The sequence below is a fragment of the Paraconexibacter antarcticus genome, assembly GCF_024220175.1.
Lineage (GTDB): Bacteria > Actinomycetota > Thermoleophilia > Solirubrobacterales > Solirubrobacteraceae > Paraconexibacter > Paraconexibacter antarcticus.
Genome location: NZ_CP098502.1, coordinates 1,553,776 through 1,578,608 on the forward strand (window position 1 = coordinate 1,553,776; position 24,833 = coordinate 1,578,608).

At 75.4% G+C, this 24,833-nt stretch carries 26 protein-coding genes and 3 pseudogenes; 14 read left to right on the top strand and 15 right to left on the bottom strand.

The genetic code is table 11. The annotated features are described in order from the left end of the window. Nucleotides 1-3 precede the first annotated feature (3 nt). On the top strand, nucleotides 4-807 hold the full coding sequence (gene ku, locus NBH00_RS07760) for a non-homologous end joining protein Ku (RefSeq protein WP_254572768.1): 804 nt from the start codon (nucleotides 4-6) through the stop codon (nucleotides 805-807). 20 nt (nucleotides 808-827) lie between these two features. Here ku and NBH00_RS07765 read toward each other — a convergent pair whose 3' ends face one another. The 4 genes from NBH00_RS07765 to NBH00_RS07780 form a co-directional block, all read right to left on the bottom strand. Beyond that, nucleotides 828-1,373 (bottom strand): calcium-binding protein, encoded by a 546-nt coding sequence (locus tag NBH00_RS07765; protein WP_254572769.1) that lies wholly within the window; start codon nucleotides 1,371-1,373, stop codon nucleotides 828-830. An 81-nt stretch (nucleotides 1,374-1,454) separates the two neighbouring features. Then, the gene (locus NBH00_RS07770; protein WP_254572770.1) at nucleotides 1,455-2,180 is read right to left on the bottom strand and encodes a glycosyltransferase family 2 protein; all 726 of its coding nucleotides are present in this window, start codon (nucleotides 2,178-2,180) and stop codon (nucleotides 1,455-1,457) included. A 21-nt stretch (nucleotides 2,181-2,201) separates the two neighbouring features. Beyond that, nucleotides 2,202-2,792, bottom strand: coding sequence for a hypothetical protein (locus NBH00_RS07775; RefSeq protein WP_254572771.1), 591 nt, complete (start codon nucleotides 2,790-2,792; stop codon nucleotides 2,202-2,204). Between the two features lie 78 nt (nucleotides 2,793-2,870). Then, a complete protein-coding gene (locus NBH00_RS07780) occupies nucleotides 2,871-3,545 on the bottom strand; it encodes a hypothetical protein (protein ID WP_254572772.1) in 675 nt (224 codons plus the stop codon). Between the two features lie 136 nt (nucleotides 3,546-3,681). On the opposite strand from NBH00_RS07780, the gene NBH00_RS07785 reads away from it, so the two are divergent. The 5 genes and pseudogenes from NBH00_RS07785 to NBH00_RS07800 all read left to right on the top strand — a co-directional run bounded on the left by NBH00_RS07785 (nucleotide 3,682) and on the right by NBH00_RS07800 (nucleotide 6,596). Next, entirely contained in the window at nucleotides 3,682-4,194 is a 513-nt protein-coding gene (locus NBH00_RS07785) for a DEAD/DEAH box helicase (RefSeq protein WP_254572773.1), read from the top strand. A gap of 20 nt (nucleotides 4,195-4,214) precedes the next feature. Further along, complete coding sequence (locus NBH00_RS07790) at nucleotides 4,215-4,475, top strand: hypothetical protein (RefSeq protein ID WP_254572774.1); 261 nt, start codon at nucleotides 4,215-4,217, stop codon at nucleotides 4,473-4,475. Continuing rightward, nucleotides 4,445-4,603 (top strand): annotated as a pseudogene (locus NBH00_RS25430) (helicase-related protein); the annotation flags it as partial. The gene NBH00_RS07790 and the pseudogene NBH00_RS25430, both read left to right, overlap by 31 nt. 298 nt (nucleotides 4,604-4,901) lie before the next feature. Continuing rightward, entirely contained in the window at nucleotides 4,902-5,309 is a 408-nt protein-coding gene (locus NBH00_RS07795) for a RecQ family zinc-binding domain-containing protein (RefSeq protein ID WP_254572775.1), read from the top strand. Nucleotides 5,310-5,432: 123 nt separating this feature from the next. Then, nucleotides 5,433-6,596 carry a Y-family DNA polymerase gene (locus NBH00_RS07800; RefSeq protein ID WP_254572776.1) on the top strand — a complete coding sequence of 388 codons (1,164 nt, stop codon included), beginning with the start codon at nucleotides 5,433-5,435 and terminating at the stop codon, nucleotides 6,594-6,596. Between the two features lie 25 nt (nucleotides 6,597-6,621). Here NBH00_RS07800 and NBH00_RS07805 read toward each other — a convergent pair whose 3' ends face one another. Together NBH00_RS07805 and NBH00_RS07810 are read right to left on the bottom strand one after the other, a co-directional pair. After that, complete coding sequence (locus NBH00_RS07805; RefSeq protein ID WP_254572777.1) at nucleotides 6,622-7,389, bottom strand: hypothetical protein; 768 nt, start codon at nucleotides 7,387-7,389, stop codon at nucleotides 6,622-6,624. A 111-nt stretch (nucleotides 7,390-7,500) separates the two neighbouring features. Continuing rightward, a complete protein-coding gene (locus NBH00_RS07810; RefSeq protein ID WP_254572778.1) occupies nucleotides 7,501-8,463 on the bottom strand; it encodes an anti-sigma factor RsbA family regulatory protein in 963 nt (320 codons plus the stop codon). A gap of 165 nt (nucleotides 8,464-8,628) precedes the next feature. On the opposite strand from NBH00_RS07810, the gene NBH00_RS07815 reads away from it, so the two are divergent. Beyond that, on the top strand, nucleotides 8,629-8,880 hold the full coding sequence (locus tag NBH00_RS07815; RefSeq protein WP_254572779.1) for a hypothetical protein: 252 nt from the start codon (nucleotides 8,629-8,631) through the stop codon (nucleotides 8,878-8,880). Here the strand turns inward: NBH00_RS07815 and NBH00_RS07820 are convergent. Beyond that, nucleotides 8,874-9,023: a hypothetical protein gene (locus tag NBH00_RS07820; protein WP_254572780.1), complete on the bottom strand. Its 150-nt coding sequence runs from the start codon at nucleotides 9,021-9,023 to the stop codon at nucleotides 8,874-8,876. The two genes, NBH00_RS07815 and NBH00_RS07820, sit on opposite strands and share 7 nt — an antisense overlap. Here NBH00_RS07820 and NBH00_RS07825 point away from each other — a divergent pair. Together NBH00_RS07825 and NBH00_RS07830 are read left to right on the top strand one after the other, a co-directional pair. Next, nucleotides 9,022-11,001 (top strand): alkaline phosphatase family protein, encoded by a 1,980-nt coding sequence (locus NBH00_RS07825; RefSeq protein ID WP_254572781.1) that lies wholly within the window; start codon nucleotides 9,022-9,024, stop codon nucleotides 10,999-11,001. The two genes, NBH00_RS07820 and NBH00_RS07825, sit on opposite strands and share 2 nt — an antisense overlap. Further along, the gene (locus NBH00_RS07830; RefSeq protein ID WP_254572782.1) at nucleotides 10,998-11,687 is read left to right on the top strand and encodes a hypothetical protein; all 690 of its coding nucleotides are present in this window, start codon (nucleotides 10,998-11,000) and stop codon (nucleotides 11,685-11,687) included. The genes NBH00_RS07825 and NBH00_RS07830 overlap by 4 nt, the downstream gene beginning before the upstream one ends. 17 nt (nucleotides 11,688-11,704) lie before the next feature. On the opposite strand, the pseudogene zwf reads toward NBH00_RS07830, so the two are convergent. Beyond that, nucleotides 11,705-13,140 (bottom strand): annotated as a pseudogene (gene zwf / locus NBH00_RS07835) (glucose-6-phosphate dehydrogenase). Next, nucleotides 13,137-14,498, bottom strand: a complete 1,362-nt coding sequence (locus NBH00_RS07840) for an NAD(P)/FAD-dependent oxidoreductase (RefSeq protein ID WP_367401307.1) — start codon at nucleotides 14,496-14,498, stop codon at nucleotides 13,137-13,139. Before NBH00_RS07840 ends, zwf begins: the two are co-directional and overlap by 4 nt. Before the next feature lie 171 nt (nucleotides 14,499-14,669). Here NBH00_RS07840 and NBH00_RS25730 point away from each other — a divergent pair. Beyond that, nucleotides 14,670-15,017, top strand: a pseudogene (locus tag NBH00_RS25730) (propionyl-CoA--succinate CoA transferase); the annotation flags it as partial. Here the strand turns inward: NBH00_RS25730 and NBH00_RS07845 are convergent. Continuing rightward, complete coding sequence (locus NBH00_RS07845) at nucleotides 14,993-15,307, bottom strand: hypothetical protein (RefSeq protein ID WP_254572784.1); 315 nt, start codon at nucleotides 15,305-15,307, stop codon at nucleotides 14,993-14,995. The pseudogene NBH00_RS25730 and the gene NBH00_RS07845 sit on opposite strands and share 25 nt — an antisense overlap. Nucleotides 15,308-15,365: 58 nt before the next feature. Beyond that, the gene (locus NBH00_RS07850) at nucleotides 15,366-16,364 is read right to left on the bottom strand and encodes a hypothetical protein (RefSeq protein ID WP_254572785.1); all 999 of its coding nucleotides are present in this window, start codon (nucleotides 16,362-16,364) and stop codon (nucleotides 15,366-15,368) included. A gap of 124 nt (nucleotides 16,365-16,488) precedes the next feature. Between NBH00_RS07850 and NBH00_RS07855 the strand changes: the two genes are divergently transcribed. Next, entirely contained in the window at nucleotides 16,489-18,837 is a 2,349-nt protein-coding gene (locus NBH00_RS07855) for a molybdopterin oxidoreductase family protein (protein WP_254572786.1), read from the top strand. Nucleotides 18,838-18,854: 17 nt separating this feature from the next. Here the strand turns inward: NBH00_RS07855 and NBH00_RS07860 are convergent, their stop codons facing one another. The 3 genes from NBH00_RS07860 to NBH00_RS07870 form a co-directional block, all read right to left on the bottom strand. After that, complete coding sequence (locus NBH00_RS07860; protein WP_254572787.1) at nucleotides 18,855-19,226, bottom strand: STAS domain-containing protein; 372 nt, start codon at nucleotides 19,224-19,226, stop codon at nucleotides 18,855-18,857. A gap of 119 nt (nucleotides 19,227-19,345) precedes the next feature. Next, on the bottom strand, nucleotides 19,346-19,888 hold the full coding sequence (locus tag NBH00_RS07865; RefSeq protein WP_254572788.1) for a cysteine hydrolase family protein: 543 nt from the start codon (nucleotides 19,886-19,888) through the stop codon (nucleotides 19,346-19,348). Then, complete coding sequence (locus tag NBH00_RS07870) at nucleotides 19,885-21,918, bottom strand: NAD(+) synthase (RefSeq protein ID WP_254572789.1); 2,034 nt, start codon at nucleotides 21,916-21,918, stop codon at nucleotides 19,885-19,887. Before NBH00_RS07870 ends, NBH00_RS07865 begins: the two co-directional genes overlap by 4 nt. A 112-nt stretch (nucleotides 21,919-22,030) precedes the next feature. On the opposite strand from NBH00_RS07870, the gene NBH00_RS07875 reads away from it, so the two are divergent. The 3 genes from NBH00_RS07875 (at nucleotide 22,031) to NBH00_RS07885 (ending at nucleotide 23,527) form a co-directional block, all read left to right on the top strand. Beyond that, a complete protein-coding gene (locus NBH00_RS07875; protein ID WP_254572790.1) occupies nucleotides 22,031-22,579 on the top strand; it encodes a DUF1360 domain-containing protein in 549 nt (182 codons plus the stop codon). Nucleotides 22,580-22,722: 143 nt separating this feature from the next. After that, nucleotides 22,723-23,097, top strand: coding sequence for an ATP-binding protein (locus NBH00_RS07880; RefSeq protein WP_254572791.1), 375 nt, complete (start codon nucleotides 22,723-22,725; stop codon nucleotides 23,095-23,097). Nucleotides 23,098-23,176: 79 nt separating this feature from the next. Then, nucleotides 23,177-23,527, top strand: a complete 351-nt coding sequence (locus NBH00_RS07885) for an STAS domain-containing protein (RefSeq protein ID WP_254572792.1) — start codon at nucleotides 23,177-23,179, stop codon at nucleotides 23,525-23,527. A gap of 30 nt (nucleotides 23,528-23,557) precedes the next feature. Here the strand turns inward: NBH00_RS07885 and NBH00_RS07890 are convergent, their stop codons facing one another. Next, on the bottom strand, nucleotides 23,558-24,808 hold the full coding sequence (locus NBH00_RS07890; protein ID WP_254572793.1) for a PP2C family protein-serine/threonine phosphatase: 1,251 nt from the start codon (nucleotides 24,806-24,808) through the stop codon (nucleotides 23,558-23,560). Nucleotides 24,809-24,833 lie beyond the last annotated feature (25 nt).

Below are 24,833 nucleotides of genomic sequence, written 5' to 3' on the forward strand. Positions count from 1 at the left end.
CCGGTGGCGCGCCCGCTGTGGAGCGGGTCCGTCTCGTTCGGGCTCATCAACGTCCCCGTCCAGCTCGTCGGCGCCGTCCGCGACCTCGACGTCCACTTCCGCCAGCTGCACGAGAAGGACGGGGCGCCGATCGAGACGCGCCGCTTCTGCGCGGAGGAGGACAGGGAGGTCGGCTACGACGAGATCGCCCACGGCTACGAGACCGACGACGGGACGATGATCGTCCTCACCGACGAGGAGCTCGAGGCGGCCGCGCCGCGCCGGTCGCGCACGATCGACATCGACGCCTTCGTCGACGCCGGCGAGATCGACCCGCTGCTCCTCGACCACCCGTACATCCTGCTGCCGGCGGGGGAGACCGACGGCGTGCGCCGCGCCTACCGCCTGCTCGCGGAGGTCATCGAGGCGTCGGGTCGCGTGGCCCTCGGCCGGATCGTCCTGCGCGCGAAGGAGCAGCTCGTGACCGTCGGTGCCCGCGACGGCCTGCTCGCGCTGACGACGATGCGCTTCCACGACGAGCTGCGGCCGGCTGCGGACGTCGACACGGGCGGGGCCCGCAGGCCGAGCGCCGCGAAGCTCAAGGCCGCCGTGCAGGCGATCGAGGCCATGGCCGCCGACTGGGACCCGGGCGACTACGAGGATCGCCACCGGGTGCGGCTGCAGGCCGCCGTCGAGGGCAGCGACCGCGTCGAGCAGGTGGACGACGAGGACGCGGCGGACGGCGGGGGCAGGGCGCCGAAGAGCACCGCCTCGCCGGACATCATGAAGTCCCTGAAGGCGAGCCTGGAGAAGGCGCGGGCGTCCTGACGACGCGGCGCGCCGCGTCGTCAGGGCAGCGGCTTGAGCCCGTGCCCGAGGGCGGACTCGCTGCGGTACTCGAACTTCTCGCAGCTCTTGAACTTCCAGCGCGACTTGCGTGACCTCGGGATGTAGACGATGTCCCGCCCGGCCCCGCAGTTGACGGTGCCGCGGCCGTAGCGGGCCTTGATCGCGTCGTTGCCGGGGCCGCCGTCGATCGTGTTCACGCCGTGCGAGGAGTAGAGGAAGTCGTTGCCGCGGCCGCCGTAGAGCTTGTCGACCTGCGTGGCGGGCTGCCCGGTGCCGATGTAGTCGCTCCAGAGCACGTCGCTCTTGTTGCCGCCGTAGAGCGTGTCGGAGCCGTGGTAGCCGAGCAGCTCGTTGCTCGCGTTGCTCGCGCCGTGGAAGGTCACGCCGCCGCCGTGCGCGATCTGGATGTTCTGCTTCGCGATCGTCGGCCAGAACTCGTGTCCGGCGCATTTCTGCGTGGTGCCGCAGGCGGTCGCGTGCGTCGCCTGCTCGGCGGCGGCGAGCGCGACGAGGGACAGGGCGAGGGTGAGCAGGCTTCGGCGCATGCCGCAAACCCTAGAACGTCGCGGCTCGGGCTGCGCAGGATCCGTCGCCGCGCGGACGATCCCCCCGGCTCGTCGGCGCGCCTACCGCGCGACGGTGAACCCGAGCGCGTGGGCCCGGGCGGCGAGCAGTTCGGTGTCCTGCTCGAACAGGCCGCGCCAGCGGTCGCCCGCGGTGACCTGGTGCTCGTGGTGGTGGTAGACGAACGTCTCGCCGGGGACGTACCAGCTCGCCCACGCGGCGTCGACGCCGAGCATGAGCCCGATGTCCGAGCCGCCCGCGAGCGCGGTCCAGCCCCCGGCCGCGAGGACCGCGGTCGTCCGCCACATCGCGCCGGCGAGGTGCAGCGGCACCCAGCGCTCGGCGGCCCAGATGCGCCCGATCGTGCCCGGCGCCTGGAGACCGGGCGCGAAGCGCGCCTGAGGCCGCCACTCGTCGCCGCCGGGCCACTGCTCGACCCAGTCGCCGAACGCGAGGCCGACCGCCGGGTCGGCGAACGCAGCCGCGAGCCGATCGAGCGCCCCGGCGACCGGGACGTCGTCGCTGTCGGCGTTCAGCAACAGGGGGGACCGGGCGCGGGCGAGCGCCCGGTTGCGGGTGAGGGCGATGCCCTCCCGGCGCCCGTTCGCCTGGACCCGGACGCGCGGGTCGGCCCGCACGTCCGGCGGCAGGGCGCCGCCGTCCTCGTCGCCGTCGATCTGCAGGAGCCACTCCCAGCTCGCCTCGGCCGCGTCGAGCGCGCGGTGGATGAGGTCGAGCCGGTTCGCGGGCCGCGGCGCGACCGCGGTGATGATCGAGACGTCGGGCATCCGGCGCAGGGTGGCGCCGCGCTACGGCGTCGTCTGCGTCGGCGACTGCGATCCCGAGCTCTGCTGGAGGGCCTGGACCTGCTGCGAGAGCTTGTCGACCCGCTGGCTCAGCGTCGTGATCGCCGTGCTCTGGTCGGTGCCGGAGCCGCCGCTCGAGGACGCGGCGGAGAGCTTCGCCACGGCGTCGCTGACCTTCTGCAGGTCGGACGCCTTCGCGGCGCCGCTGACCTGCTTCTGGAGGGCCGAGACCTCGGACGCACTCGCGCTCGTGCCGGAGCTCGCGCGGGTGCTCTGCACCTGGCGGCTCAGGCGGGTGACGCGGTCGTCGAGCCGGGCGACGCGGGCACGGCTCGCGCCCTTGCCGTGGTCCTGGCCGGCCTTGTGCAGCGCGTAGGCGCCGAGCGCCAGCGCGACGAGGCTGACGAGGCCGACGATCGCGAGCATCGTGCGCAGCGAGCTGATCGCGGCGGCGAGCCGGTCGACCGCCAGCGCGTCGACGACCGCGGTCTCAGCGACCGGCGGCCCCGCGGGCACGCGGGCGCGCACGGGCGGCGGGGCCGTGGGGATGCGGGTCGTCGGCTGCTCGTCGGGATGGGGCGGCTGGGTGCTCATGGGCGCTCCGGGTGGGTCAGAGGGAATGGGCGTGCGTCGCCGGCGGAGGCCGGCGACGCGGGACGGACGGGCGGCCGGTCAGCGGGTCCTGAGCGACAGCGTGCGGCTGAAGCCGTTCACGAGCTCCGTCGTACCCGGGAGCTTCACGCGGTAGGCACCGGATCGCGTGACGCGGACGCGGATCGTGTAGACGGAGTTCGTCGTCGACGCGCGCAGGACGCCGGTCTTCACGGTGGCGAAGCGGCCCGTGGCCGTCCGGCGCTGGAGGAGGACCTTCGCGCCGTTGCGGGCGGGCTTGACGAGGCCGGAGAAGCGGACGGTCCGGCCGGCGCGCGGCGTGCGGGTCGACGCCTTGATGCCGACGAAGGGCCGGACGTTGACGAGGCGCGGACCGCTCGTGACCGTCGGCGACGCCTTCGCGACGGCGCGGTACTGCGTGTTCTTCGCCGGGTGCTGCGTGAACGTGTAGGCCCCGGCCGCCGTCGTCACGGCCTTCACGCCGGTGGGCTTGTAGCTGTCGCCGTACGGACGCGTGTCGTCCTGCTCGAGCGTCACGGTCACCCCGGCGACCGGGGCCACGCCCGTGAGCGCGCCGGAGATCGTCACCGCGTGGGGCACCGTGATCGGCGTGCCGGAGATCGTGAGCGAGAGTGCACCGCCCGTCGGCTTCGGCTTCACCGGCTTGGCGGCGAGGGCGGCAGACGGGATGAGGGCGAGGCCGGCGAGGCCGGCGAGTGCGGTGCGGGTATGCATGCCTCGTAGGACGCGCCGGGTCCTCCGAGGTTGGCCGGTGGCGCCGGATCCGGCCCGGCCGGCCGCCCCGGGCGACCCGCCGTGCCCGGTTCGGGCGGGGCCGTCCGGCCGCCCCGGCGACGGGCACGAGCCGGCCATGTCGATCACGGTCCGCCTGGAGGAGCTCGCCCGTGAGCGCCTCGGGCTCGAGGCGCTGCGCCCGGGGCAGCTCGAGGCGGCGCGGGCCGCGGCCGGTGGTCGCGACACGCTCTGCGTCATGTCGACGGGCGCGGGGAAGTCGGCGGTGTACCAGCTCGCCGGCCTCGCGCGGGGCGGCATGACGATCGTCGTGTCACCCCTCATCGCCCTGCAGCGCGACCAGCTCGAAGGAGCGGTGCCGGCGGCCGCGATGCTCAACTCGACGCTCGGCGCGGCCGGCCGGGCCGAGCTCCTCGAGTCGGCGGCCGCCGGCGAGATCGGGATGCTCCTGCTCGCCCCCGAGCAGCTCGCCGACGAGGAGGTGATCGAGGTGCTCGCCGGCGCCGACGTCCGGCTCTTCGTCGTCGACGAGGCGCACTGCGCGACGCAGTGGGGCACGAGTTCCGTCCCGACTACCTCCACCTCGGGCGCGCGGCCCGCGCGATCGGCCGGCCGCCGGTCCTCGCCCTGACGGCCACCGCGACACCGCAGGTGCGGGAGGAGATCGTCGAGCTCGTCGGCACGGAGGACCCGGCGATCGTCGTCAAGGGCTTCGACCGGCCGAACCTGCACCTCGAGGTCCGCGCCTTCCACGACGCCGCGCACAAGCGGCGCGCGGTCGTCGACTACGCCGCCGCGGCCGACGGGCCGGGCGTCGTCTACTGCGCGACGAAGAGGGCGACGGGCGAGGTGGCCCGGGCGCTCCGCCGGCGCGGCGCGGCGTGGCGGCCGCGGCCTACCACGGCGGGCTGAGCGCCCGGACGCGCGACCGCCGGCAGGCGGCCTTCATGGCGCCGGACGGCGAGGTCCGCGTGATGGTCGCGACGATCGCCTTCGGGATGGGCGTCGACAAGCCCGACGTGCGCTGGGTCGCGCACCACGACGTCTCCGCGTCGGTGGACTCGTACTACCAGGAGATCGGCCGCGCGGGACGGGCCGGCGAGCCCGCGCGGGTCGTCCTCTTCTTCCGGGCACAGGACCTCGGGCTGCGGCAGTTCTTCTCCCCGGGCGCGTGCGCGGGGCCGAGCTCGAGCGCGTCGCCCGGGCCCTCCTGCGGGCCGGGGGCCGACGGGGCCGCGGGCGCTTGCCGAGGAGCTCGACCTCTCGGACACGAAGCTCGGCACGAGCCTGCGGCGCTTCGACCGCATCGGCTTCGCGGACGTCCTCGACGACGGGCGCGTGCGGCCGGCACCGGACGGCCCGCCGCTGGAGGAGGCGGTGGCGGCAGGCCGCAGCGGCGAGGCGCAGCGCAAGGCCATGGACCGCACGCGCGTGGACATGATGCGCGCGTACGCCGAGACGAGCGGCTGCCGGCGCGCGTTCGTCCTCGGCTACTTCGGCGAGCCCTTCGAACCGCCGTGCGGCGCGTGCGACAACTGCGCCGAGCGGCCGGCGTCCGCCGCGGACGGGCCCGCCGCCGACACGCCGTTCGCCACCGGTGACCGTGTCCGCCACCAGGCGTGGGGCGAGGGGACGGTCGGCCGGCTCGACGGGGCGACCGTCACCGTCGCCTTCGACACCGTCGGCTACCGCACCCTCGCCCTCGAGGTCGTCGCCGCCGACCCGGGCCTGCTCGTCCCGGCGTGACGCCGGCGTGGCCGGGCGTCGCGGCGGCCGGGCGCCTTCCGGGCGCGGCAGGGCGCCGCCGCGACCGCATCGGGCGCGTCGGGCGCGTCGGGCGCGTCGGGCGCCGCCGGTACATTCGGGACGATGGCCGTCCGCCGCGTCATCGCGCACCTCGACGCCGACGCGTTCTACGCGACCTGCCACGAGCTGCTCGACCCGTCGCTCCGCGGCCGCCCCGTCATCGTCGGCGGGTCGGGCCCGCGGTCGATCGTGACGACGGCGTCGTACCCCGCGCGGCGGTTCGGCGTCGGGTCGGCGATGCCGATGAGCCGGGCGCTGCGCCTGTGTCCCGGCGCCGTCGTCATCCCGCCCGACCGCGAGCTCTACACGACGACGTCGCGCCGCGTCTGGGAGCTCGTCGGCGCGGCGCTGCTCGACGCGGGCGCGGTGTACGAGGGCGAGGACGGGCCGATCGCCCACCTCGAGCAGGCCGGCATCGACGAGGCGTACGCCGAGCTCGTGCAGATCGAGAAGCCGCTCGCGTTCCTCCGCGGCCTCATCGCGGACGTGCGCGAGCAGACGGGGATCCAGCTCTCGGCCGGGATCTCGCCGTCGCGCCTCATCTCGAAGATCAGCTCCGACCTCGAGAAGCCCGCGGCGTTCGTCGTCCTCTCGCGCGAGCAGGCGCTCGAGCGTCTCGCCGGGCGGCCGCTGTCGATCGTCCCGGGGATCGGCCCCAAGGCGGCCGAGACCCTCGCGCAGCTCGGCTTCCGCACGCTCGCGGACCTCACCCGCGCGGACCCGGCGATGCTGCTGCAGACCTTCGGGGAGAGCCGCGGCAGCTGGCTCGCCCAGGTCGCCGACCTCAGCGTCGACGTGCCGCTGCAGCCGGTGCGCCGCCGCAAGAGCATCTCGAGCGAGCACACCTTCGAGGAGGACGTGGGGCCGGACCCCGCGACCGGCACCGGAGCGCCCGCGCCGCTGCGCGAGCAGATCGAGAAGATGGCCGCCGAGGTCGCCGAGGCGGCCCGCCGCCGCTCGTTCCGCGGGCGCAACGTCGCCGTGAAGATCCGCACGGGCGACTGGCGGACGTACACCCGCGCGACGACGCTCCCCGACTACACCGACGACGCGGCGCTCATCACCGCGGAGGCCGTGCGGCTCTGGGAGCAGCACCGGCCGCCCGAGCCGGTCCGGCTGCTCGGCGTGCGGCTCGGCGCGTTCGAGCACGTCGAGCGTCACGAGCGCGCCGCGGGCGACGCGTCCGGGGACGACGCCTCGCCGCAGCTCCGGCTCGCGCTGGAGTGAGCTGCGGCGGGCGGTCGGGGTGCGGCTACGCCGCGGGCGCCTGCGTGCTGATCTGGCAGAGGGCCTTGCCGAGGATCCCGGCGGCCGGGTCGGCGACCGCGGTGACGCGGACGGGGTCCCGGTTCGTCTGCCCGTAGAGGTCGACGACGAGGCCGAGCAGGTCGAGGCTGAGCGGCCCGAGCGTGAGGTCGAGCACGGGGCACGTCGGTCCGGTCGGCGCGGACGCGGGCGGGGTCGTCGAGGTCGAGGTCTGCCGCGTGGTGGCACCGGCGGGCGCCGCGGGGGCGGCGGCGGTCTTCGGGTAGAGCGCGGCGTTGAACCCGATCATCTGCAGCGGCCGGGCGCGCAGGCGGCGGTTGAGGCTCGCGGCGGCCGCGCGCGTGGACGCGAGGTTGCCGAGCCGCGTGGAGGTGGCGAGCTTGCAGAAGAGGGCGCCGAGCGTCCGCGCCCGGTTGCCGGTGATCCGCAGGTTGACGGCGCTCACGTCGAGGCGCAGTCCGAGCAGCGCGAGGTTCAGGCGGTCGAGCCGGAGCGTGAGGACCTCGCAGGTGGCGCCGGTCCGGGCCTGGAGCGCGACGACCTGCCGCGTGGAGTTGCCGCCGACGGTCGTCGCCGCGGTGCCGAGGGCGGTGAGGCCCGTCTTGCGGACGACGAACTTCTTCACGAGGACCCGCGTGGTCAGGTGCTGCGGCTTGGACGGGGTGGACGTGGAGGTGGCCGCGTCGGCGGCGGCCGGCAGGGCGAGGGCGGCGGCCGTCGCCAGGCAGGCGGCGGTCAGGCGGGTGAGGGGCATCGAGGCTCCGTGGTGGCGGGTGAGGACGGGTGAGACGTGCCGGGCGCGGCTGCCCGGCCCGTCGCGCGGCGAAACCTCGCGGGCGGGCGCCCGCGTCCCTCCGGCCGGCGCTCAGTGCGCGGACGGGTCCTCGATGACGATCCGCACCGTGTGCGTGCCGGCGCTCAGGTGGCGCACGTCGGCGCAGACTTGGTGGGCCATCCACAGTCCGAGGCCGCCGTCACCCTGGGCGCGGCCGGACTGGGGGAGGAGGCCGACGAGCGGGTCCGGCGGCCCGTCGCCGTGGTCCTCGACGGTGAGGACGAGCCGGCCGGGGCCGACCCAGGCGGTGAGCGTGATCGGCGGACGGCCGTGGCGCCAGGCGTTCGTCACGAGCTCGGAGGTGGCGAGCACGGCGTCGTCGCGCACGGCGGGCGCGAGGTGCGCGCCGACCGCCCCCCCGACGGCACGGCGCGCGTGGCCCGGGCTCGGGTCGATCAGGCCGAGCACCGGCGGCGTGCGCTGCTCGGGGAGCAGCGGCGGCGGCGGGCGCGTCGCGAGGTAGGCGGCCGGGTCCTCGTACGCGGGGTTCGCCCGGTGCGCGCCCGCCGGCAGCGCCTCGTGCGGATGGGTGCGGCGGACGTCGGCGAGCACGTGCTCGGGCGTCACCCGGACGTCGTAGGGGCACATGCCCCAGAGGGGGAACTCGGCGTATGCGTGGTTGACCGCGGCCTCGTAGCGTGACCACGCGTCCCACGAGCCACCCGTGCCCGGATGGGGCACGTCGCCGACGACCCGGATCTGCTCGGCGCCCTCGTCGACGAGCCGCGTGAACCGGCGGCGGTAGTCCGCGATCGTCTGCGCGGGGTTGCGGTACTGCTCCGGGCTCGGGACGAACTCGATGCCGGCGAGCGACGGCAGCGCGGCGCGGACGACCGCGGTGTTGCGCGCGTCGAGCGTGACGAGGGTCGGCTCGCCGGCCGCCTGGCCGTCGACGAGGAACGGGACGACGATGTCCGCGAGCCCGTCGTCGGAGTCGTAGAACGCGGCCTCGTGGAAGTACCCGCAGTGGTGTGCGGCAACGCCGGTCCTCATGCGCGTGCGCGGGACGCGGTCCCGGTTGGGTGGGTTCCCTTCAGGCGCACCGATCGAGCTTACGCCACGGCGCGCCGGGTGGATCACGCGAGGCGGCCGACCCGCCGGTCGTGAGCGTTCGCTCATGTCGGCGGTAGGGATCGCCGCGCCGGGTAGGTGAGGGGGATGAGACTCCAGCGTGTCCTCGCGGCCGGTGCGGCCGCCCTCCTCCTCGCCGCAGCGTCTGCGGGCTGCGGCCGGGGTGACGGGTCCACCGGCGGGCACAGCGGCGGGGTCGTGCCGAGCGGCACGACGCCGACGACGGTGCCGAGCGGGTCGGGCGTCCCGTCGACGACCCCGACCGGCGCGGGCGCCCAGCCCGACGGGACGACGACGAAGCCGGACGCGGCCGGCAGCGCGCAGGGCGGCGGTCAGTAGCCGTTCGCGAACACACCGTCCGGCGCCGAAGATGAGAAGACACCCAGGTACGGCGCCGCTTCACGGATCGACGACAACTCGTCGCGCGTACGGAAGCAGGCTGCGGGCTCCTGCCCACCGCCCCTGCCCGAGAGGATCGCCATGCCCGACCCGACCCCACACCCCCGACGCCCCGGGGGACGACGCGACCTGACCGTTGCGCGCAGGCGCGGACGCCGGCTGCTCGGGACGGGCGCGGCGGGCCTCGCGATCCTCGCGCTCGGCGCGACGGGAACGGCGACGGCGACCCCGCCGTCCGGCAAGGACCCGGCGGCCGCGCACCGCTTCGACGGGCTCGGGATCACCCCCGGCAAGGTGAAGCACCTCTGGGTGATCATGCTCGAGAACAAGTCCTACGACGCGACGTTCACCGGGCTGAACGACAACACGTACCTGTGGCAGACCCTCCCGTCGCAGGGCGTGCTGCTCAAGCAGTACTACGGGACGAGCCACTTCAGCCAGGGCAACTACACCTCGATGGTCAGCGGCCAGGGGACGAACTTCGACCTCAACTCCGACTGCCCGAACTACGACGCGATCTCCGGCACGATCGACACCTCCGGGACGCCGGCGACGAACCCGGACTACGGCCAGATCAGGAACGCCGCCGGGCCGAACGCCGCCCCCGGGCAGAACGGCTGCGTCTACCCGAGCACGGTGCCGACGCTGTTCAACCAGCTCGACAGCGCCGGCGTGAGCTGGAAGGGCTACGCGCAGGACCTGGACAACCCGGACGCGAGCGGCCCCACGCACTCGCAGGGCGCCGAATACTGCGGCGCCCCGTACAAGACGCCCGGCGCGACCGGCAGCACCGCGCAGCCGAACCCCGGCGCGGCGAACGCGACCGACCAGTACGTGCCGAAGCACTTCCCGTTCCCGTGGTTCCAGTCGATCCGCGACGCCGGTGACTGCGACGCGCAGCACATCGCCGACGTCTTCGACGCGAGCAACGGGCTCTACCACGACCTCCAGCACGCGTCGACGACACCGGCCGTGAGCTACATCACGCCGAACAACTGCAGCGACGCGCACGACGCCGTCTGTCGCGGCAACAACCTGTCCGGCGGGTTCTCCGATCCCGACACGCCGAAGCCCCCGGTGAACTACACCGGCGGCCTCTACGCCTCCGACCTCTTCCTCGAGCACGTCATCCCCGAGATCGAGGCGTCGCCGGCGTTCAAGGACGGCGGCCTCATCGACGTCACCTTCGACGAGGCGAACCCGCCCTTCACCTACACCGGGAACAGCTTCGCGAACTCGACGAGCAAGCCGGCGAACTTCCTCACCGCGCTGGAGTCGGACGCGGCGGGCGAGACGCTCTTCGGCGAGCGGGCGGACACCGAGCCGACCGGCCCGAACACGCCGCTCGCGCAGGACGCCTCGGGCAACCAGCTGTACCCCGGGCCGGGCTACAACGCGTTCATCGACCGCCCGGTCTCGTGCGTCGCGCAGACCGTCCCGCTGCAGCCGGCCGGCACCTGCCTGCAGGGCGGTGCGGGCCACCCGCCCGGGCCGCGGCTCGACAGCGGCGCGACGGCCCCGGCCGGCGCGTCGTCCGTCAGCGACAACAGCGCGGTCATCACCGACCGCGGGCGGACCGTGACCGGCACCGGCATCCCCGCCGGAGCGTTCGTCGGGCCGGTGACGAACACCGGCGTCACCGCGACCGCACCCGCGCAGAGCGGCGGCATCGTGGTGACCGGAGCGTTCGGGCTCGTCGACGCGGACGGGCAGCCGCTCGTGACGACGGGCCCCGTGAGCGGGGTGACGCTCGGCGGCGAGACGCCGCAGACCGACCCGCTGTACACCGCGACCGGCGCGACGCCCGGCGGCGGTGACGTCGGCGCCGTCCTCATCAGCCCGTACATCCGCCCGGGCACGACGAGCGACGTGGCCTACAACCACTACAGCTGGCTGCGCACCGTCGAGGACCTCTACGGCGTCGGGGCCACCGCGCCCGGCGTCGACGGCCGCGGCCACCTCGGGTTCGCCGCGCAGCCCGGCCTCGCGCCGTTCGGTCGCGACGTGTTCAACGCGCCCGGGGGCAACCGGGGCCCGGACAGGCCGGAGCGCCGGCGTTGACGCGGGCGCCGGCCCTCCTCGCCGGCGTCGTCGCGCTCGGCGCCACCGTCGTCCTGTCCGCGTGCGGGCAGGACGACGGCGCGCCCGCGGCCGGGGTGGGCGCCGCGCCGCCGACGATGGCGGCGGCGCCGGCGGCGCCGCTGGATCCGGCGGTCCGCGCCGAGCAGGAGGCCGTCCACCGGCAGGTCACCACCGCCCTTCGCCGCACGCGGGCGAGCCGCGCCGCCTACGGCACGCCGCCCGCGTACCTGCCGAAGGCGCGCCTCCCGGTGCACCGCGTCCTCACCGCGACCGCGGCGCATCCGGTGCTCGTCGTCGAGGGGGACACGGTGGCCGTCGACACCCCGGACGTCCGGGCCCGCGTGACGCTCGTCGGGCCGGCCGTCCCGGCGGCCGCCCAGGGCGCCGCCGTCGCCCCCGCTCGCTTCGACCTCACCGTCGCCGCCGGCCGCGGCCCGGTCCGCCTCGCGGCCCGCGACGTGACGATCGTCGACGAGCACGGCCGGCGGCAGCGCGCGTCGCTGACGATGCGCGACGGGCGGCCGGTGCCGGCGCGCCTGTCGCTCGTGCGCCCCGTCCGCCTCGTCCTGCGCGCGCGTCTTCCCACGGGGGACGGGCAGGTCCGCCTCGCCCCGCGGGGCGGCGCCGCGGTCGCGACCTGGGACTTCGTCGTCGAGACGGACTGACGCCCGCGGCGCGCGCGTCAGCTGCCCGGCGCGTCCCAGCCGCCGTGCGCGGCCGTCAACGCGTCCGCCGCGGCGGGCCCCCATGACCCGGGGGCGTAGGGCTCCGCGCGCGGCGGCCGGTCGAGGAGCGGGGCGACGATCCGCCACGTCTCCTCGACGATGTCCTGACGGGTGAAGTGCGAGCTGTCGCCCCGCAGCGCGTCGTGGAAGAGCGTCTCGTACGCGGTCGGGCCCTCGCCGCCGGCGTCGGCGAAGGCCATGCCGAGGTCGATGGGCTCCGGCGCGCGGGCGTCGGCGCGGCGGGCGTCGACGGTGAGGCGGATGCCGGTGTCCGGGTCGATCCGGACGACGAGGTGGTTCGGTTGCGGCGGCCGGTTCCCGGCGGGCAGGAAGGTCGGCGGCGGGACCGCACGGAACACGATGCGCAGCTCGGTCTGCGTGGCGTGCAGGCGCTTGCCGGCCCGGATGAACACGGGGACCCCCGCCCAGCGGCCGTTCTCGATGGCCAGGCGCAGGGCGACGTACGTCTCGGTCGTGGACCGCGACCGGACCCCGTCGATGTCGCGGTAGCCCTCGTACTGCCCGCGAACGCAGGCCGCCGGATCGACGGCGGGGATCGCCCGCAGGACCGCGCGCTTGGCGTCCTTGATCGTGGCCGGGTCGCGGGCGGCGGGCGCCTCCATCGTGGCGATCGCCAGGATCTGGAGCAGGTGGTTGACGACGACGTCGCGCAGCGCGCCGACGGGGTCGTAGAAGTGGCCGCGGTCCTGGACGCCGAAGCTCTCGGCGAGCGTGAGCTGGACGTGGTCGATGTGCCGCCGGTTCCACAGCGGCTCGAAGAGCTCGTTCGCGAAGCGCAGGTACAGGATCTCGTCAAGGCCCATCTTCCCGAGGAAGTGGTCGATCCGGTAGAGCTGCGCCTCGTCGAGGTGCTCGTGCAGGCTCGACGCGAGCCGGCGGGCGGAGGCGAGGTCGTGCCCGAAGGGCTTCTCGACGAGGACCCGCGCGGCGGGCGGGAGCAGGTCGGCGGCGGCGAGGCCGGCGACGACCGGCGCGAAGAGCCCCGGCGGGATCTCGAGGTAGAAGACCGGCGCCGCGGCGTCCCCGACCGCGTCCTTCACCCGGGCGAAGGTGGCGGCGTCGGCGAAGTCGCCCGCGACGTACTGCAGCCGGCCGGCGAGCCGGTCGAAGACCGCGGCTCGAGCTGCTCGCCCGCGGCGGTGATGCAGGCGCGCGCGTGCTCGCGCAGGTGCTCGATGTTCCAGTCCTCGGCGGCGACGCCGATGATCGGGCAGTCGAGCAGGCCGCGGCGCTCGAGGCGGTAGAGCGCGCGGAACGTCATCTTCCGCGCGAGGTCGCCGGTGAGGCCGAAGATGACCAGGACGTCGGCGGTCGCGGCGGTCGCCGTGTCGGACTCGCTCGCGACGGCGGCAGCGGCGGCGGCGCGGGTCATGCCGCCCACTCCCGGTCGCGCGCGACATCCTCCTCGTCACCGGCCGCGGGCTCTGCGTCCGCGACGGTGAACGTCCGCTCGGCCCGCGCGCGGCCGAGGAAGCTCACGATCCAGTGGAAGAGCGCGCTGACGCGGTTCTTGAAGCCGGTGAGGAACGTGAGGTGGACGACGAGCCACATGAGCCAGCCGAGGCGGCCCGCGATCCGGATCGGGCCGAGCTCCACGATCGCGAAGTGGCGCGAGATCGACGCCATCGTGCCGAGGTCGTGGTAGCGGAACGGGCGGCTGACCTCCGCCTCCCCGTCGACGGCGCGCCGGATCTGGCGCGCGGCGTGGATGCCGGACTGCATCCCGACCTCGGCGACGCCCGGGAGGCCGTCGAGGGCCATGAGGTCGCCGACGACGAAGACCTCCGGATGGCCGGGGAGCGTGCAGTCGGGCTGGACCGGCACGCGGCCGCCGCGGGCGAGCTCGAGGCCCGGCACCTGCGCCGCGACCTGCGCGCCGAGCGGCGACCCGCTGACCCCGGCCGCCCACACGACGGTCCGGGCGTCGATCCGCTCGCGCGCGCCGTCGGTCTCCACGTCGAGGCCGTGCGCGTCGACGGCCTTCACGAGCGGGCCGAGGCGCAGCTGCACGCCGAGGCGCTCCAGCTGCGCGGCCGCCTTCGCCGCAAGGCGCTCGTGGAAGCCGTTCAGGATGCGGGGGGCGGCGTCGACGAGCAGCACGCGCGCGCTCGACGGGTCGATGCGGCGGAAGTTCTCGCGCAGCGCGCGGTGGCTGAGCTCGGCGATCTGGCCCGCCATCTCCACGCCGGTCGGGCCACCGCCGACGACGACGAAGGTGAGCCACTCGCGCCGGGCGGCCTCGTCCTCCTCGAGCTCGGCCATCTCGAAGGCGGTGAAGATGCGGCTGCGGACGTGCAGCGCGTCGTCGATGCTCTTCAGGCCGGGGGCGTGCTCGGCGAAGCGGTCGTTGCCGAAGTAGCTCGTCACCGCGCCGGCGGCGAGGATGAGGCTGTCGTACGGGGTGACCCGGCGGCGGCCGCCGCCGGCCGAGGTGACGGTGCGGGCGGCGAGGTCGATGTCGGTGACGTCGCCGAGGACGACACGCGCGTTGCGCTGGCGCCGGAGGACCTCCCGGGTCGCGGGCGCGATCTCGCCCTCCGAGAGGATGCCCGTCGCCACCTGGTAGAGCAGCGGCTGGAAGAGGTGATGGGTCGTGCGGTCGATGATCGTCACGTCGACGTCGGCGCGGCGCAGGCGGCGGGTCGCGAACAGGCCGGCGAAGCCGCAGCCGATGATCACCACGCGGTGGCGTGCGGCGGGCGCGGGCGGGGTCTCGGCGGTGGGGGGCACCCCGCGGTTGTGCCCGATCGGGCGCCGCGGTACACCGGCGGGCCGCGTGACGGCCTCGCCGCGGGACGCGAGGCTCAGGGCGTGCTCTCGGTTCGGCCCAACGGACGCGGCGGCGGGAGTCCCGACGACGTCCTCGACCTCGTCGGGCCCGGTGCGGACCTCGTGCTCGGCATGGCCAACGGGGAGGCGTCGGCCGCGGTCGACGCCCTCGAGCGTGAGCACCTCCTCCTCGACGGCGTCCGCCTGCACCAGATGCACGCCCTGCGCCCGCGGTCGCACATCGACGGCCGCTGCGGTGACCACCTGCGGCACGTCACCTACTTCCTCACCGCCGCCACGCGCGACGCGTACCACGCGGGTGAGTGCGCGTTCGTCCCGACCGACTTCTCGGCGCTGCCGCGGCTCCTGCTCGAGCACGTCGCACCGTCCCTCGCGCTGGTCGCCGCGAGCCCGCCCGACGCCGCCGGGTGGTGCACGCTCGGCACCCAGGCCGACTACAGCGCCGCGCTCATCGGGCGGGTGCCGTTCTTCGTCGAGGTGAACGCGCAGATGCCGCGGACGGCCGGCGCGCACCGCATCCGCCTGGCGGACTGCGTGGGCTGGTACGCGGTCGACCGCCCGCTCGCGGAACCGGAGCACCGCGCGTCCGACGCCCGCGACCACGCGATCGCGGCCGCCGTCGTCGAGCGCATCCCCGACGGCGCGACGATCCAGCTCGGCGTGGGCAGCGTCCCGGACGCGGTCTGCGCCGCGCTCGCCGGACACCGCGACCTCGGCATCCACAGCGAGCTCGTCGGCGACGGCGTCATGGACCTCATCCGCGCCGGGGTGCGCAAGCGCACCTGCTGCCCGCGCCCGGCCGCCTGCTCAGGTGAGCTCGCCGCTCGGCCCCATGTCGCTCGTCGGCCCCTCCGGGTCGCCCTGCGGCGCCGGTCGCCGGTCGCCGAGCGCCAGCGTCCCGGCGAGGCCCGCGGCGACGAAGGCGCCGAGCACGAGCAGCGGGCGCCCGGTACCGGTCGGGTCGTGCGGCGCCAGCCCGCGCAGCAGGTCGGTCGCCGCGCCCGGGGGCAAGAGCGGGCCGACGGCACGCCACGGCTGGGGCATGAGCGCGGTGTCGACGGTGGCGCCGGCGGCGACGTTCCCGACGACGAGGAAGGTGACGAAGCCCGCCAGCACGCCGATCGGGCCGATGGCGGCGATGACCGTGAGGGTGGGCAGCGCGATCGCGGCGACGAGCGCGGCGAGGACGAGGCACGTCGTGACGGGCGGGGTGGGGAGGACGTCGAGGCCGACCGTCGCGACGAGGCCCGCCGCCGTCCCGCTCAGCAGCGCGAAGCCGCCGACGACCACGACGCGCGCCCGCACGGTGAGGTCCGGGGCCAGGGCGGCGAGGACGAGCGTGATGAGCACCCCGATGACGGCGAGCGGCAGCAGCGTCAGCCCGAGGGCCGAGCCCTGCGGGTCGCGGCGGGGGAGGGGCCGCAGCACCGCGACGCGGACGACCCCCTTGACGCCGGCGGCCTTCGGCAGCCGGCGCCCGAGCGCCCGGGCCGTGCTCGCGCCGCGGGCCGGCGCGACGAGGAGCACGGGCGGGGTCCGCAGGAGGAGTGCGCCGGACGCCTCCCCGCCGAGCACCGCCGCCCGGGCGGCCGCCCCGCTCGGGGCGGCGACCGCGTCGAACGCGCCAGGTGTCGTGCGACGCAGCGCGAGCAGCGCCGCCCGGGTCCGGGCGGGCGAGCCGCTCACCCGGACCGCGACGTGGTGCGGTGCCGGGTCGGCCTGTGCGGCGAGGTACGAGCCCACGTAGGCGGCGCCGAGCAGGGCGAGGACGACGGCGGCGACCGCCGCGCGGACGGCCGGCGTCATGTGGCGGCGGGGGTGGGTCGGAGGAGCATGGCCGGGGCGCATACCCGGCGACGGCCGCGCGCATCCGCGCCGGATCCGGCGCGGCGTGCGTCACGGGCGGCCCTGGTGGGTATCGCATCACGATATGACCGCCCCTGGCCGGATCGACGACCCTTGGGGCACCGCCTCACCGACCCCGCGCGGCGCCCCGTGGCCGCCGCGCCGGGACGTCCAGCTCGCCGACGGGGTCGGGGAGGAGGACGTGCAGGCCTGGACGCAGACGGCGTCGCTGCTGCACTCCGACGGGGACGCGATGGACATCGCGACGATCGACGGCCGGATCGTGGGCGTCCGCGGCCGCACGGAGGACCGCGTCAACCGGGGCCGCCTGGGCCCGAAGGACCTGTTCGGCTGGCAGGCGAACGCCTCGCCCGATCGCCTGCTGACCCCGACGGTGGCCGGGCGGCCGGCCTCGTGGCAGGAGGCGATGGGCGCCGTCGCCGACCGCTGCCGCACGCTCCTGGCCGAGTACGGGCCGACGTCGATCGGCTTCTACACGTCGGGGCAGCTTTTCGCCGAGGAGTACTGGACGCTCGCCACGATCGCGCGGGCCGGCATCGGCACGCCCCACCTGGACGGCAACACGCGCCTGTGCACGGCGACCGCGGGCGAGGCGCTGAAGGAGTCCTTCGGCTCTGACGGGCAACCCGGCAGCTACGAGGACGTCCACCACTGCGACGCGCTGGCGCTGTGGGGGCACAACGTCGCCGAGACGCAGCCCGTGCTCTGGATGCGGATGCGGGACCGGCTGCTCGGGCCGGACCGCCCGCGCCTGCTCGTCGTCGACCCGCGCCGCACCGTGCCCGCGCGGGTGGCGGACGTCCACCTCGCCCTGCGCCCGGGGACGAACCTCCCGCTGCTGCTCGGCCTGCAGCACCTCCTCATCGCCCGTGGCTGGGTCGACCGGGCCTACGTCGACGCGCACACCGTCGGCGGGGCCGACCTCGAGGCGGCGGTCGCGCCGTGGACGCCGGAGCGGACGGCGTCCGCCTGCGGGCTCACCGTCGCGGAGGTCGAGGCGGCGGCCGAGCTCCTCGGCACCTGCGAGGCGCTCATGTCGACCGTCCTGCAGGGCGTCTACCAGGCGCCCCAGGCCACCGCGACCGCGTGCCAGATCAACAACGTGCACCTGCTGCGCGGGATGCTCGGCCGGCCGGGGGCGGGACTGCTGCAGATGAACGGGCAGCCGAGCGCGCAGAACACGCGCGAGACGGGGGCCAACGGTGACCTGCCCGGCTTCCGCAACTGGGCGAACCTCGACCACGTGCAGGAGCTCGCGGAGGTCTGGAACGTCGACCCGTCCGTCATCCCGCACGACGGCCCGCCGACCGACGCGATGGAGATCTTCCGCCGCTGCGAGGAGGGGTCGATCCGCTTCCTGTGGATCTCGGCGACGAACCCCGCGGTCTCCCTCCCCGAGCTCGCGCGCATCCGCGCGATCCTCGGCCAGGAACGGCTCTTCGTCGTGGCGCAGGACATCTTCCCGACCGAGACGACCGCGCTCGCGGACGTCGTGCTGCCCGCGGCGACGTGGGGGGAGAAGACCGGAATCTTCACGAACGCCGACCGCACGGCCCACCTCTCCGAGCAGGCGGTCGACCCGCCGGGCGAGGCGCGCAGCGACCTCGAGATCTTCGTCGACTTCGCGGGCCGGATGGGCCTCAAGGACCGCGACGGCCGGCCGCTCGTCACGTGGCGGGAGCCCGAGGAGGCCTACCGCGCCTGGCAGCGGTGCTCGGCGGGCCGGCCGTGCGACTATACGGCGATCTCCTACGAGGACCTGCGCGGCGCGAGCGGCGTGCAGTGGGGCGGCGACCGGCTCTACGCGGACGGGCGGTTCCCGTGGGCGCACCCCGACGCCTGCGAGACCTACACGAAGGACCTCGTCACCGGCGAGCCCGTCGGCGCCGAGGGCTACCGGGCCCGCAACCCCGAGGGACGCGCGATGCTCCGCGCCGCCACGCACGTCCCCCCGCGCGAGCCGGCCACCCCGGACCATCCGCTCCTGCTCATCACCGGCCGGACGGTCTACCACTTCCACACCCGCACGAAGACCGGGCGCGTCCCCGAGCTGCAGGCCGCGGCCCCCGACGTCTGGGTCGAGCTCTCGCCCGCGGACGCCGCGGCGCGCGGGATCGCCGAGGGGGACGTCGTCCGCGTGACGAGCCGCCGCGGCACCGTCGAGGCGCCGGCCCGCATCAGCGGTGTGCGGGAGGGGGCCGTCTTCGTCCCGTTCCACTACGGCTACTGGGACGCGCCGGGCCGCGGCCATGAGCGGGCGGCGAACGAGCTCGTCCGGACCGACTGGGACGCGGTGTCCAAGCAGCCGCTGTTCAAGGCCGGAGCGGTCACCGTCACGCGGGTCCGGGCGGGGTCGGGCCCGGCGCCTGCCCCGATGGGCACCGCCTCCGCGCCGGAGGCGGCGATCGGCTAGCCGCTAGCCGCTAGCCGCTAGCCGGCGGTCGGCTCGCAGGGGAGGCGCAGGACGGTCTCCAGGCCGGCGAGGATGATCATGCGGCGGACGAGGGTGGAGCACGCGACGACGTGCACCTCGCGCCCCTGCTCGCCGGCGCGCCGGTGCAGCCGCAGCAGCTCCCAGAGGCCGACCGAGTCGATGAAGGTGAGGTCGGCCAGGTCGAGCCCGATCGGGCCGGCGGCGGTCGCGGCGAGAGCGGCGTCCGCCGCGGCGCGCATCCGCTCGGCCCCGCCGAGGTCGAGCTCGCCGCGCACGACGATCGTCGGGGCCTCACGTCCGTCGGCTCCCGGCTCCAGCTGAAGGTCGAGGTGGAGGGGGTCGCGGGGGGTGTCGAGCGTGTCGCTCATTCGTCGGCTCTCCGGGGTGCGGTGGGACGCGTCCGAGCGACCATATCCGGCGCGCACCGGGGAACGCGCCAAACGTCAGGCGGTGTGGGCGAGGCGCCGTCCCTCGTCGACGCCGGCGGTCAGCCGAGCTCGTCACACAGGCCGGCCGTCGTCGTGACGGTGGCCCGCATGTTGCGCTCCATCATCCGCAGGGCGGCGTCGGCGAGGTCCTCGTGGATGTGGGCGACGGCGTCGCGCGGCACGACGACGTCGAAGTGGCGGACGTACGCGTCGAGGGCCGTGTAGAGCACGCACTGCTCGGTGACCTGGCCGGTGAGGATCAGGCGCCGGGCCTTCCGCTCGTGCATGAGGTACTCGAGCTGCGTCTCGTAGAACGCGGAGTGCCGCGCCTTGACGAGCAGCGGCGTCTCCTCCCCCGGCGCGATCGGGTCGACGAGCTCCGGGCCGGAACCCTCGCGCGCCCACGCCGTCAGCTCGGCGCGGCCGGCCGCCCAGTCGCCGTGGTTGTCGTTGACGTACACGACGGGGACCTCGGCCGCGTGCGCGGCGCGCAGCAGCTCGCGGATGTTCGGCACGACCGCGCGGGCGGAGCGCATGAGCGGCTCCGCGTCCTCGTGCTCGTAGCGGTTGAGCATGTCGATGACGATCAGGGCAGTGCTCACGGGGCGGTGCTCCGCAGCTCGTCGAGCCACGCCCGCGCCGTGCCGTCGCTCGGCGCGCGCCAGTCCCCGCGCGGGGAGAGCGAGCCGCCCGACCCGACCTTCGGCGCGTTCGGGATCGCCGACCGCTTGAACTGGCTCGTGCGGAAGAAGCGGTCGAGGAACACGCCGAGCCAGCGCTCGAGCTCCTCCCGCGTGTAGGCGGTCCGGCGCTCGTCCGGGATGAGGTCGGGCCACACGCCGGCGTCGCGGTCCCGCCACGCGTGCTCGGCGAGGTACAGCACGCGGCTCGGCGCCATCCCGTGACGGAGGGTGTGGAAGAGGAAGAAGTCCGCGAGCTCGTACGGCCCGACGACGCTCTCGCTCGCCGCCACGGGCTTGTCGTCCTGGGTCGGGACGAGCTCGGGGGAGATCTCGGTGTCGAGGACCGTCTGCAGGACGGCGCCGGCGTCCTCGCCGAACTGGCCGGAGTCGATCGCCCAGCGCAGGAGGAACTGGATGAGCGTCTTGGGGACGGAGGCGTTCACGGCGTAGTGGGACATGTGGTCGCCGACGCCGTACGTCGCCCAGCCGAGGGCGAGCTCGGAGAGGTCGCCCGTGCCGACGACGAGCCCGCCGTGGAGGTTCGCGAGGCGGAAGAGGTGCGACGTCCGCTCGCCCGCCTGGACGTTCTCGTAGGTGACGTCGTAGGCCGGCTCGCCGTCCGCGGCGGGGTGGCCGATGTCGCGGAGCATCTGCTCCGCGGACGGGCGGATGTCGATCTCGGTCGCGCTCACGCCGAGGGCCTCCATGAGGCGGTGGGCGCTGTGCAGCGTGTGGCCGCTCGTCGCGAAGCCCGGCATCGTGTAGGCGAGGACGTTCGCGCGGGGCAGCCCGAGCCGGTCCATCGCGCGGGCGGCGACGATGAGCGCGTGCGTCGAGTCCAGGCCGCCGGAGACGCCGATCACGAGCTTGTCGAGGCTCGTCGCGCGCAGCCGCGTCTGGAGGCCGCGGACCTGGATGTTGTAGACCTCCTCGCAGCGCTCGGCCCGCCGGCGTGCGTCCGCCGGGACGTAGGGGAAGCGCTCGACCGTGCGCCGGAGGACCGGCCCGCCGGCGGGCGGGGCGAACGCGAACGGGACCCGGCGCATCGTGGCGAGCTGCGCGCGGTGGTCGTGGATCGCGTCGCCGATGCTGCTGATCCGGGCCCGCTCGGCGACGAGCGCCTCGAGGTCGACGTCGGCGACGACGAGCTGCTCCTCGGTCGCGAAGCGCTCGCCCTCGGCGAGGACGGCGCCGTGCTCGCAGACGAGGGCCTGCCCGTCCCACGCGAGGTCGGTCGTCGACTCGCCGTCCCCGGCCGCGGCGAAGACGTGCGCGGCCACGGCCCGCGAGGACTGCGACCGGCACAGCAGGCGGCGGTGGTCGGCCTTGCCGATCGTGATGTTGCTCGCCGAGAGGTTCGCGAGCACCGTGGCGCCGGCGAGGGCGGCGAGGGAGCTCGGCGGCACGGGCGACCAGAGGTCCTCGCAGATCTCGGCGTGGACGATGAGCTCCGGCAGCCCGTCGGCGGTGAAGAGGAGGTCGGGCCCGAACGGCACGCGCGAGCCCAGGAGCGTCAGCTCGTCGCGGACCCGGTCGCGCGCGGCCCGGAACTGGCGCTTCTCGTAGTACTCCCGGTACTCGGGCAGGAAGCTCTTGGGCACGACGCCGAGCACGTGCCCTCGGTGGACGGCGACGGCGGCGTTGAAGAGGCCCTGCTCGGTGCGCAGCGGCGCGCCGACGAGCAGCAGGGGGACGAGCTCGGCGCTCGCCTGGACGATGTCGGCGAGCGCGAGCAGCACGGCCTCCTGCAGTGCGCGCTGGTGCAGGAGATCGTCGATCGCGTAGCCGCTGATGCCGAGCTCGGGGAAGACGACGACCGCGGCGCCGTCGTCCGACGCCCGCCGCGCGAGGGCGAGCGTCCGCTCGGCGTTGAACGCCGGGTCCGCGGGGCGGACCTCCGGCACGGCCGCGGCCAGCCGCGCGTAGCCGTGGTCGTAGAGCGAGGCCATGGGCGGAGGGGTGCCCGGGACCGACGTCGCCAACCACGAACCCCGGGCCGGAGCGGCACCGGGTCGCCGGCCGCGACGGTTGCGCGGCGGTGCGCCGGGAAGAACTCCGGGGATGCCCCTCCATCTCCTGACCCCCCGCGATGTCGTCCCGCTCCAGGACCGGCCCGGATACCGCGGTCACTCGCCGGGCCAGGAGCGTGCTCTCGGTGGGTACCTCGTGCTCACGGCGGTGTTCTCGGCGGCCAACACGGCCTTCGCGCTCTGGTACCGGCGGTCCGGGCGCCGGCTCCCGGACACCGTCGCCGGGCGGGATCTGGCGCTCGTGGCCGTCGCGACCCACAAGGCGGCGCGGATCATCGCGAAGGACCGCGTGACCTCCGCGGTCCGGGCGCCGTTCACGCGCGTCCAGCACGACGCGGGGCCCGGGGAGGTCGAGGAGGCCGCGCGGCGCCGCGGCGTCCCGCGGGCCATCGGCGAGCTGCTCGTCTGCCCGTACTGCCTGGGGCCGTGGATCGCCTCCGCGCTCACGGCGGCGCTGCTCGTCGCCCCGCGGCTGACCCGGCTCGTGTGCTCGGTCCTGTGCGCGGTGTTCGCGGCCGACGTCCTGCAGCTCGCCTACGCGCGGGCGGAGGGCGGGGTCACGGGCGAGGCCGGGAGGTAGCGCCCGTGCCGGCCCTGAGCCTCCGGCCGGCCGCGCGACCGGGGACCGGACCGGCGGCGGCGCCGGCCTCTCCATGGTGGGTATGGACACCGGCCCTGATCGAGCGGGCTGCCGCCGGGCAACCGTCCGGTATGGCGAAGCCGATGGCGCGCGAGGAGTTCCCGCCGGTGGCCGACTCCGTCGGCGTCGCCCGCCGCTGGGCCGTCGCGACGCTCGGGCTCGACGGCCGGGCCGCCGAGGACGTCGGGATCCTCGTCTCCGAGCTCGTGACGAACAGCGTCCTCCACGCCGGTCTGGTGGACGACGCGAGGATCGTCGTGGAGGTCGGACGCGCCGCACGCGGCGGCTGCCGGATCGTGGTCTGCGACGACGGGGGCCGGTTCCGGCTGAAGTCCGCCGCCGCTGCTCGCCGGCAGGGCGGGCGGGGACTGAAGATCGTCGCGGCCCTCAGCACGGACTGGGGGGTCGACCACGACGGGATCACCCGCGTGTGGGTGACGTACGACCCGCCTGCGTGAGGCGGCGGGCCACGGGCGCCGTGTCGTGGTGGCGACCGCCCGTGGTTTGGGAAGCGCGTCTGACGGTATGTACCGTCGTGTGCCCGCCGAGCCCGTCACGCCGCGCCCCGAGCCGCCCGTCGTGCGCTGCGACGAGTCCCCGGGCGAGGCCCGGGTGATCGTCGAGGGCCAGCTCGACCTCAGCCACGAGCCGGTGTTCTCGGCGGCCGTGCAGGACGCCGTCGACGCCGGGTGCCCGCGGATCGTCCTCGACCTCTCCGGGTGCACGTTCATCGACTCGACCGGGCTCGGGGTCGTCCTCGAGCTGCACGAGCTCGCCGGCGCGGCCGGCAGACAGCTCACGATCGTCCCCGGGAGCCCGGCCGTCGAGCGGGTCTTCGCGGTCACCGGCCTGCGCGATACGCTGCCGTTCGCGCCCGTCGCGCACTGACGCCGCGCCGCCGCCCCCCGGGCGCCTCGCTCAGCCGGCGACCGTCGGCGGGAGGATCCGCAGCTCGCCGCCGCTGCGCCACTCGAGCAGCAGCGCCGTGGCGTCGTCGCGCAGCTCGGCCTGCTCGCGGTGCAGGAGCGCGTGCCGCATGCGCCGCAGCGTCTCGGGCGCGGTCCGTCCCGCGGCGGCCTCGCGGATGATGAAGCGGACGACCCGCTCCGGGCTGAAGCGCTCGCCCGCCGGGTTCTGGGCCTCGGTGAGGCCGTCGGTGTGGAGCAGGACGAGGTCGCCCGGCTCGAGGGCCGCGGTGGCGACCGCCGGCGGCCGGTGCTGCAGGCGGGTGCCGAGCGGCGGTACGGGGGTGGTCGCCGGGAGCACGGGATGGCGGTCGCGGATGATGACCGGCGGCGGATGCCCGGCGCAGATCCACCGCAGGTGCCCCGCGTCGAGGTCGAGCTCGGTGATGACGGCCGTGACGAAGCGCCGGTCCGGGTACTGCTCGCCGACGGCGGCGTCCATCGCCTCGTACGTGGCCTCGAGGTCCAGGCCGGCGCGGCGGCTGTGCCGGTAGGCCGAGACGGCGAACGCGGCGACGCCCGCGGCGGGGAGACCGTGGCCCATCGCGTCGAACACGCCGGCGTGGAGCGTACGGCCGTTCACCGCGTAGTCGAGCGCGTCCCCGCCGTTGTCGTAGGCGGGCTCGAGCAGACCTGCGAGGGCGAGGTCGTCCGTCGCGAACACGAGCGGCGGCGCGAGGCTCCAGAGCAGCTCCGAGGCGATCGTCATCGGCGCGCGGCGCCGGACCCGGGCGAAGACGTCGCCGTAGGCGCGCTTGGCGACGATGGTCACCGCCACGAGGTGCGCGAAGCGCTCCCACGAGGTGATGAGCTCGTCGTCGAGCCAGGCGGCGCGCACGGTCATGCCGAGGACGCCGAGGCGCTCGGTGCCGTCGAGCAGCGGGACCCACAGGCGCACGCAACCATCTGCGTCCGGCTGCCCGTGCACGATCGTCGTGGCGGCGAAGCACCGGCCTGCGAGCGTGCCGTCGATCGAGTGCTCGACGGACTCGGCACCCTCGTGCTCGGGCACCGTGATGAGCATCTCCTGCTCGTGGTCGACGAGGCAGACCTGCACGTGCTCGCCCCCGAGGGTGGCGGACTCCTCGGCGACGATCCGGGCGATCGCCGAGGGGGAGCTGAGGTGGGTCCGCCTCAGGAAACTCGCGAACGCGTGCTGGACGGCGGCGGCGTCCGGCGCCTGGGGCGGGTTCGCTGACGGCACGGGCCAGGATGTACCCCGGGCGAGA

Bases quoted from the DNA above. Each gene is read 5' to 3' on its own strand.
- NBH00_RS07825 (WP_254572781.1), top strand. From the start codon at position 9,022: ATGCCCGACCCGACCCCACACCCCCGACGCCCCGGGGGACGACGCGAC.
- NBH00_RS07855 (WP_254572786.1), top strand. From the start codon at position 16,489: ATGACCGCCCCTGGCCGGATCGACGACCCTTGGGGCACCGCCTCACCG.
- NBH00_RS07800 (WP_254572776.1), top strand. From the start codon at position 5,433: ATGGCCGTCCGCCGCGTCATCGCGCACCTCGACGCCGACGCGTTCTAC.
- NBH00_RS07770 (WP_254572770.1), bottom strand. From the start codon at position 2,180: ATGCCCGACGTCTCGATCATCACCGCGGTCGCGCCGCGGCCCGCGAAC.
- NBH00_RS07810 (WP_254572778.1), bottom strand. From the start codon at position 8,463: ATGAGGACCGGCGTTGCCGCACACCACTGCGGGTACTTCCACGAGGCC.
- NBH00_RS07850 (WP_254572785.1), bottom strand. From the start codon at position 16,364: ATGACGCCGGCCGTCCGCGCGGCGGTCGCCGCCGTCGTCCTCGCCCTG.
- NBH00_RS07785 (WP_254572773.1), top strand. From the start codon at position 3,682: ATGTCGATCACGGTCCGCCTGGAGGAGCTCGCCCGTGAGCGCCTCGGG.
- NBH00_RS07870 (WP_254572789.1), bottom strand. From the start codon at position 21,918: ATGGCCTCGCTCTACGACCACGGCTACGCGCGGCTGGCCGCGGCCGTG.
- NBH00_RS07820 (WP_254572780.1), bottom strand. From the start codon at position 9,023: ATGGCGATCCTCTCGGGCAGGGGCGGTGGGCAGGAGCCCGCAGCCTGC.
- NBH00_RS07805 (WP_254572777.1), bottom strand. From the start codon at position 7,389: ATGCCCCTCACCCGCCTGACCGCCGCCTGCCTGGCGACGGCCGCCGCC.
- NBH00_RS07765 (WP_254572769.1), bottom strand. From the start codon at position 1,373: ATGCGCCGAAGCCTGCTCACCCTCGCCCTGTCCCTCGTCGCGCTCGCC.
- NBH00_RS07845 (WP_254572784.1), bottom strand. From the start codon at position 15,307: ATGACGCCGTCGCCGACGAGCTCGCTGTGGATGCCGAGGTCGCGGTGT.
- NBH00_RS07775 (WP_254572771.1), bottom strand. From the start codon at position 2,792: ATGAGCACCCAGCCGCCCCATCCCGACGAGCAGCCGACGACCCGCATC.
- NBH00_RS07880 (WP_254572791.1), top strand. From the start codon at position 22,723: ATGGCGCGCGAGGAGTTCCCGCCGGTGGCCGACTCCGTCGGCGTCGCC.
- NBH00_RS07780 (WP_254572772.1), bottom strand. From the start codon at position 3,545: ATGCATACCCGCACCGCACTCGCCGGCCTCGCCGGCCTCGCCCTCATC.
- NBH00_RS07815 (WP_254572779.1), top strand. From the start codon at position 8,629: ATGAGACTCCAGCGTGTCCTCGCGGCCGGTGCGGCCGCCCTCCTCCTC.
- NBH00_RS07860 (WP_254572787.1), bottom strand. From the start codon at position 19,226: ATGAGCGACACGCTCGACACCCCCCGCGACCCCCTCCACCTCGACCTT.
- NBH00_RS07875 (WP_254572790.1), top strand. From the start codon at position 22,031: ATGCCCCTCCATCTCCTGACCCCCCGCGATGTCGTCCCGCTCCAGGAC.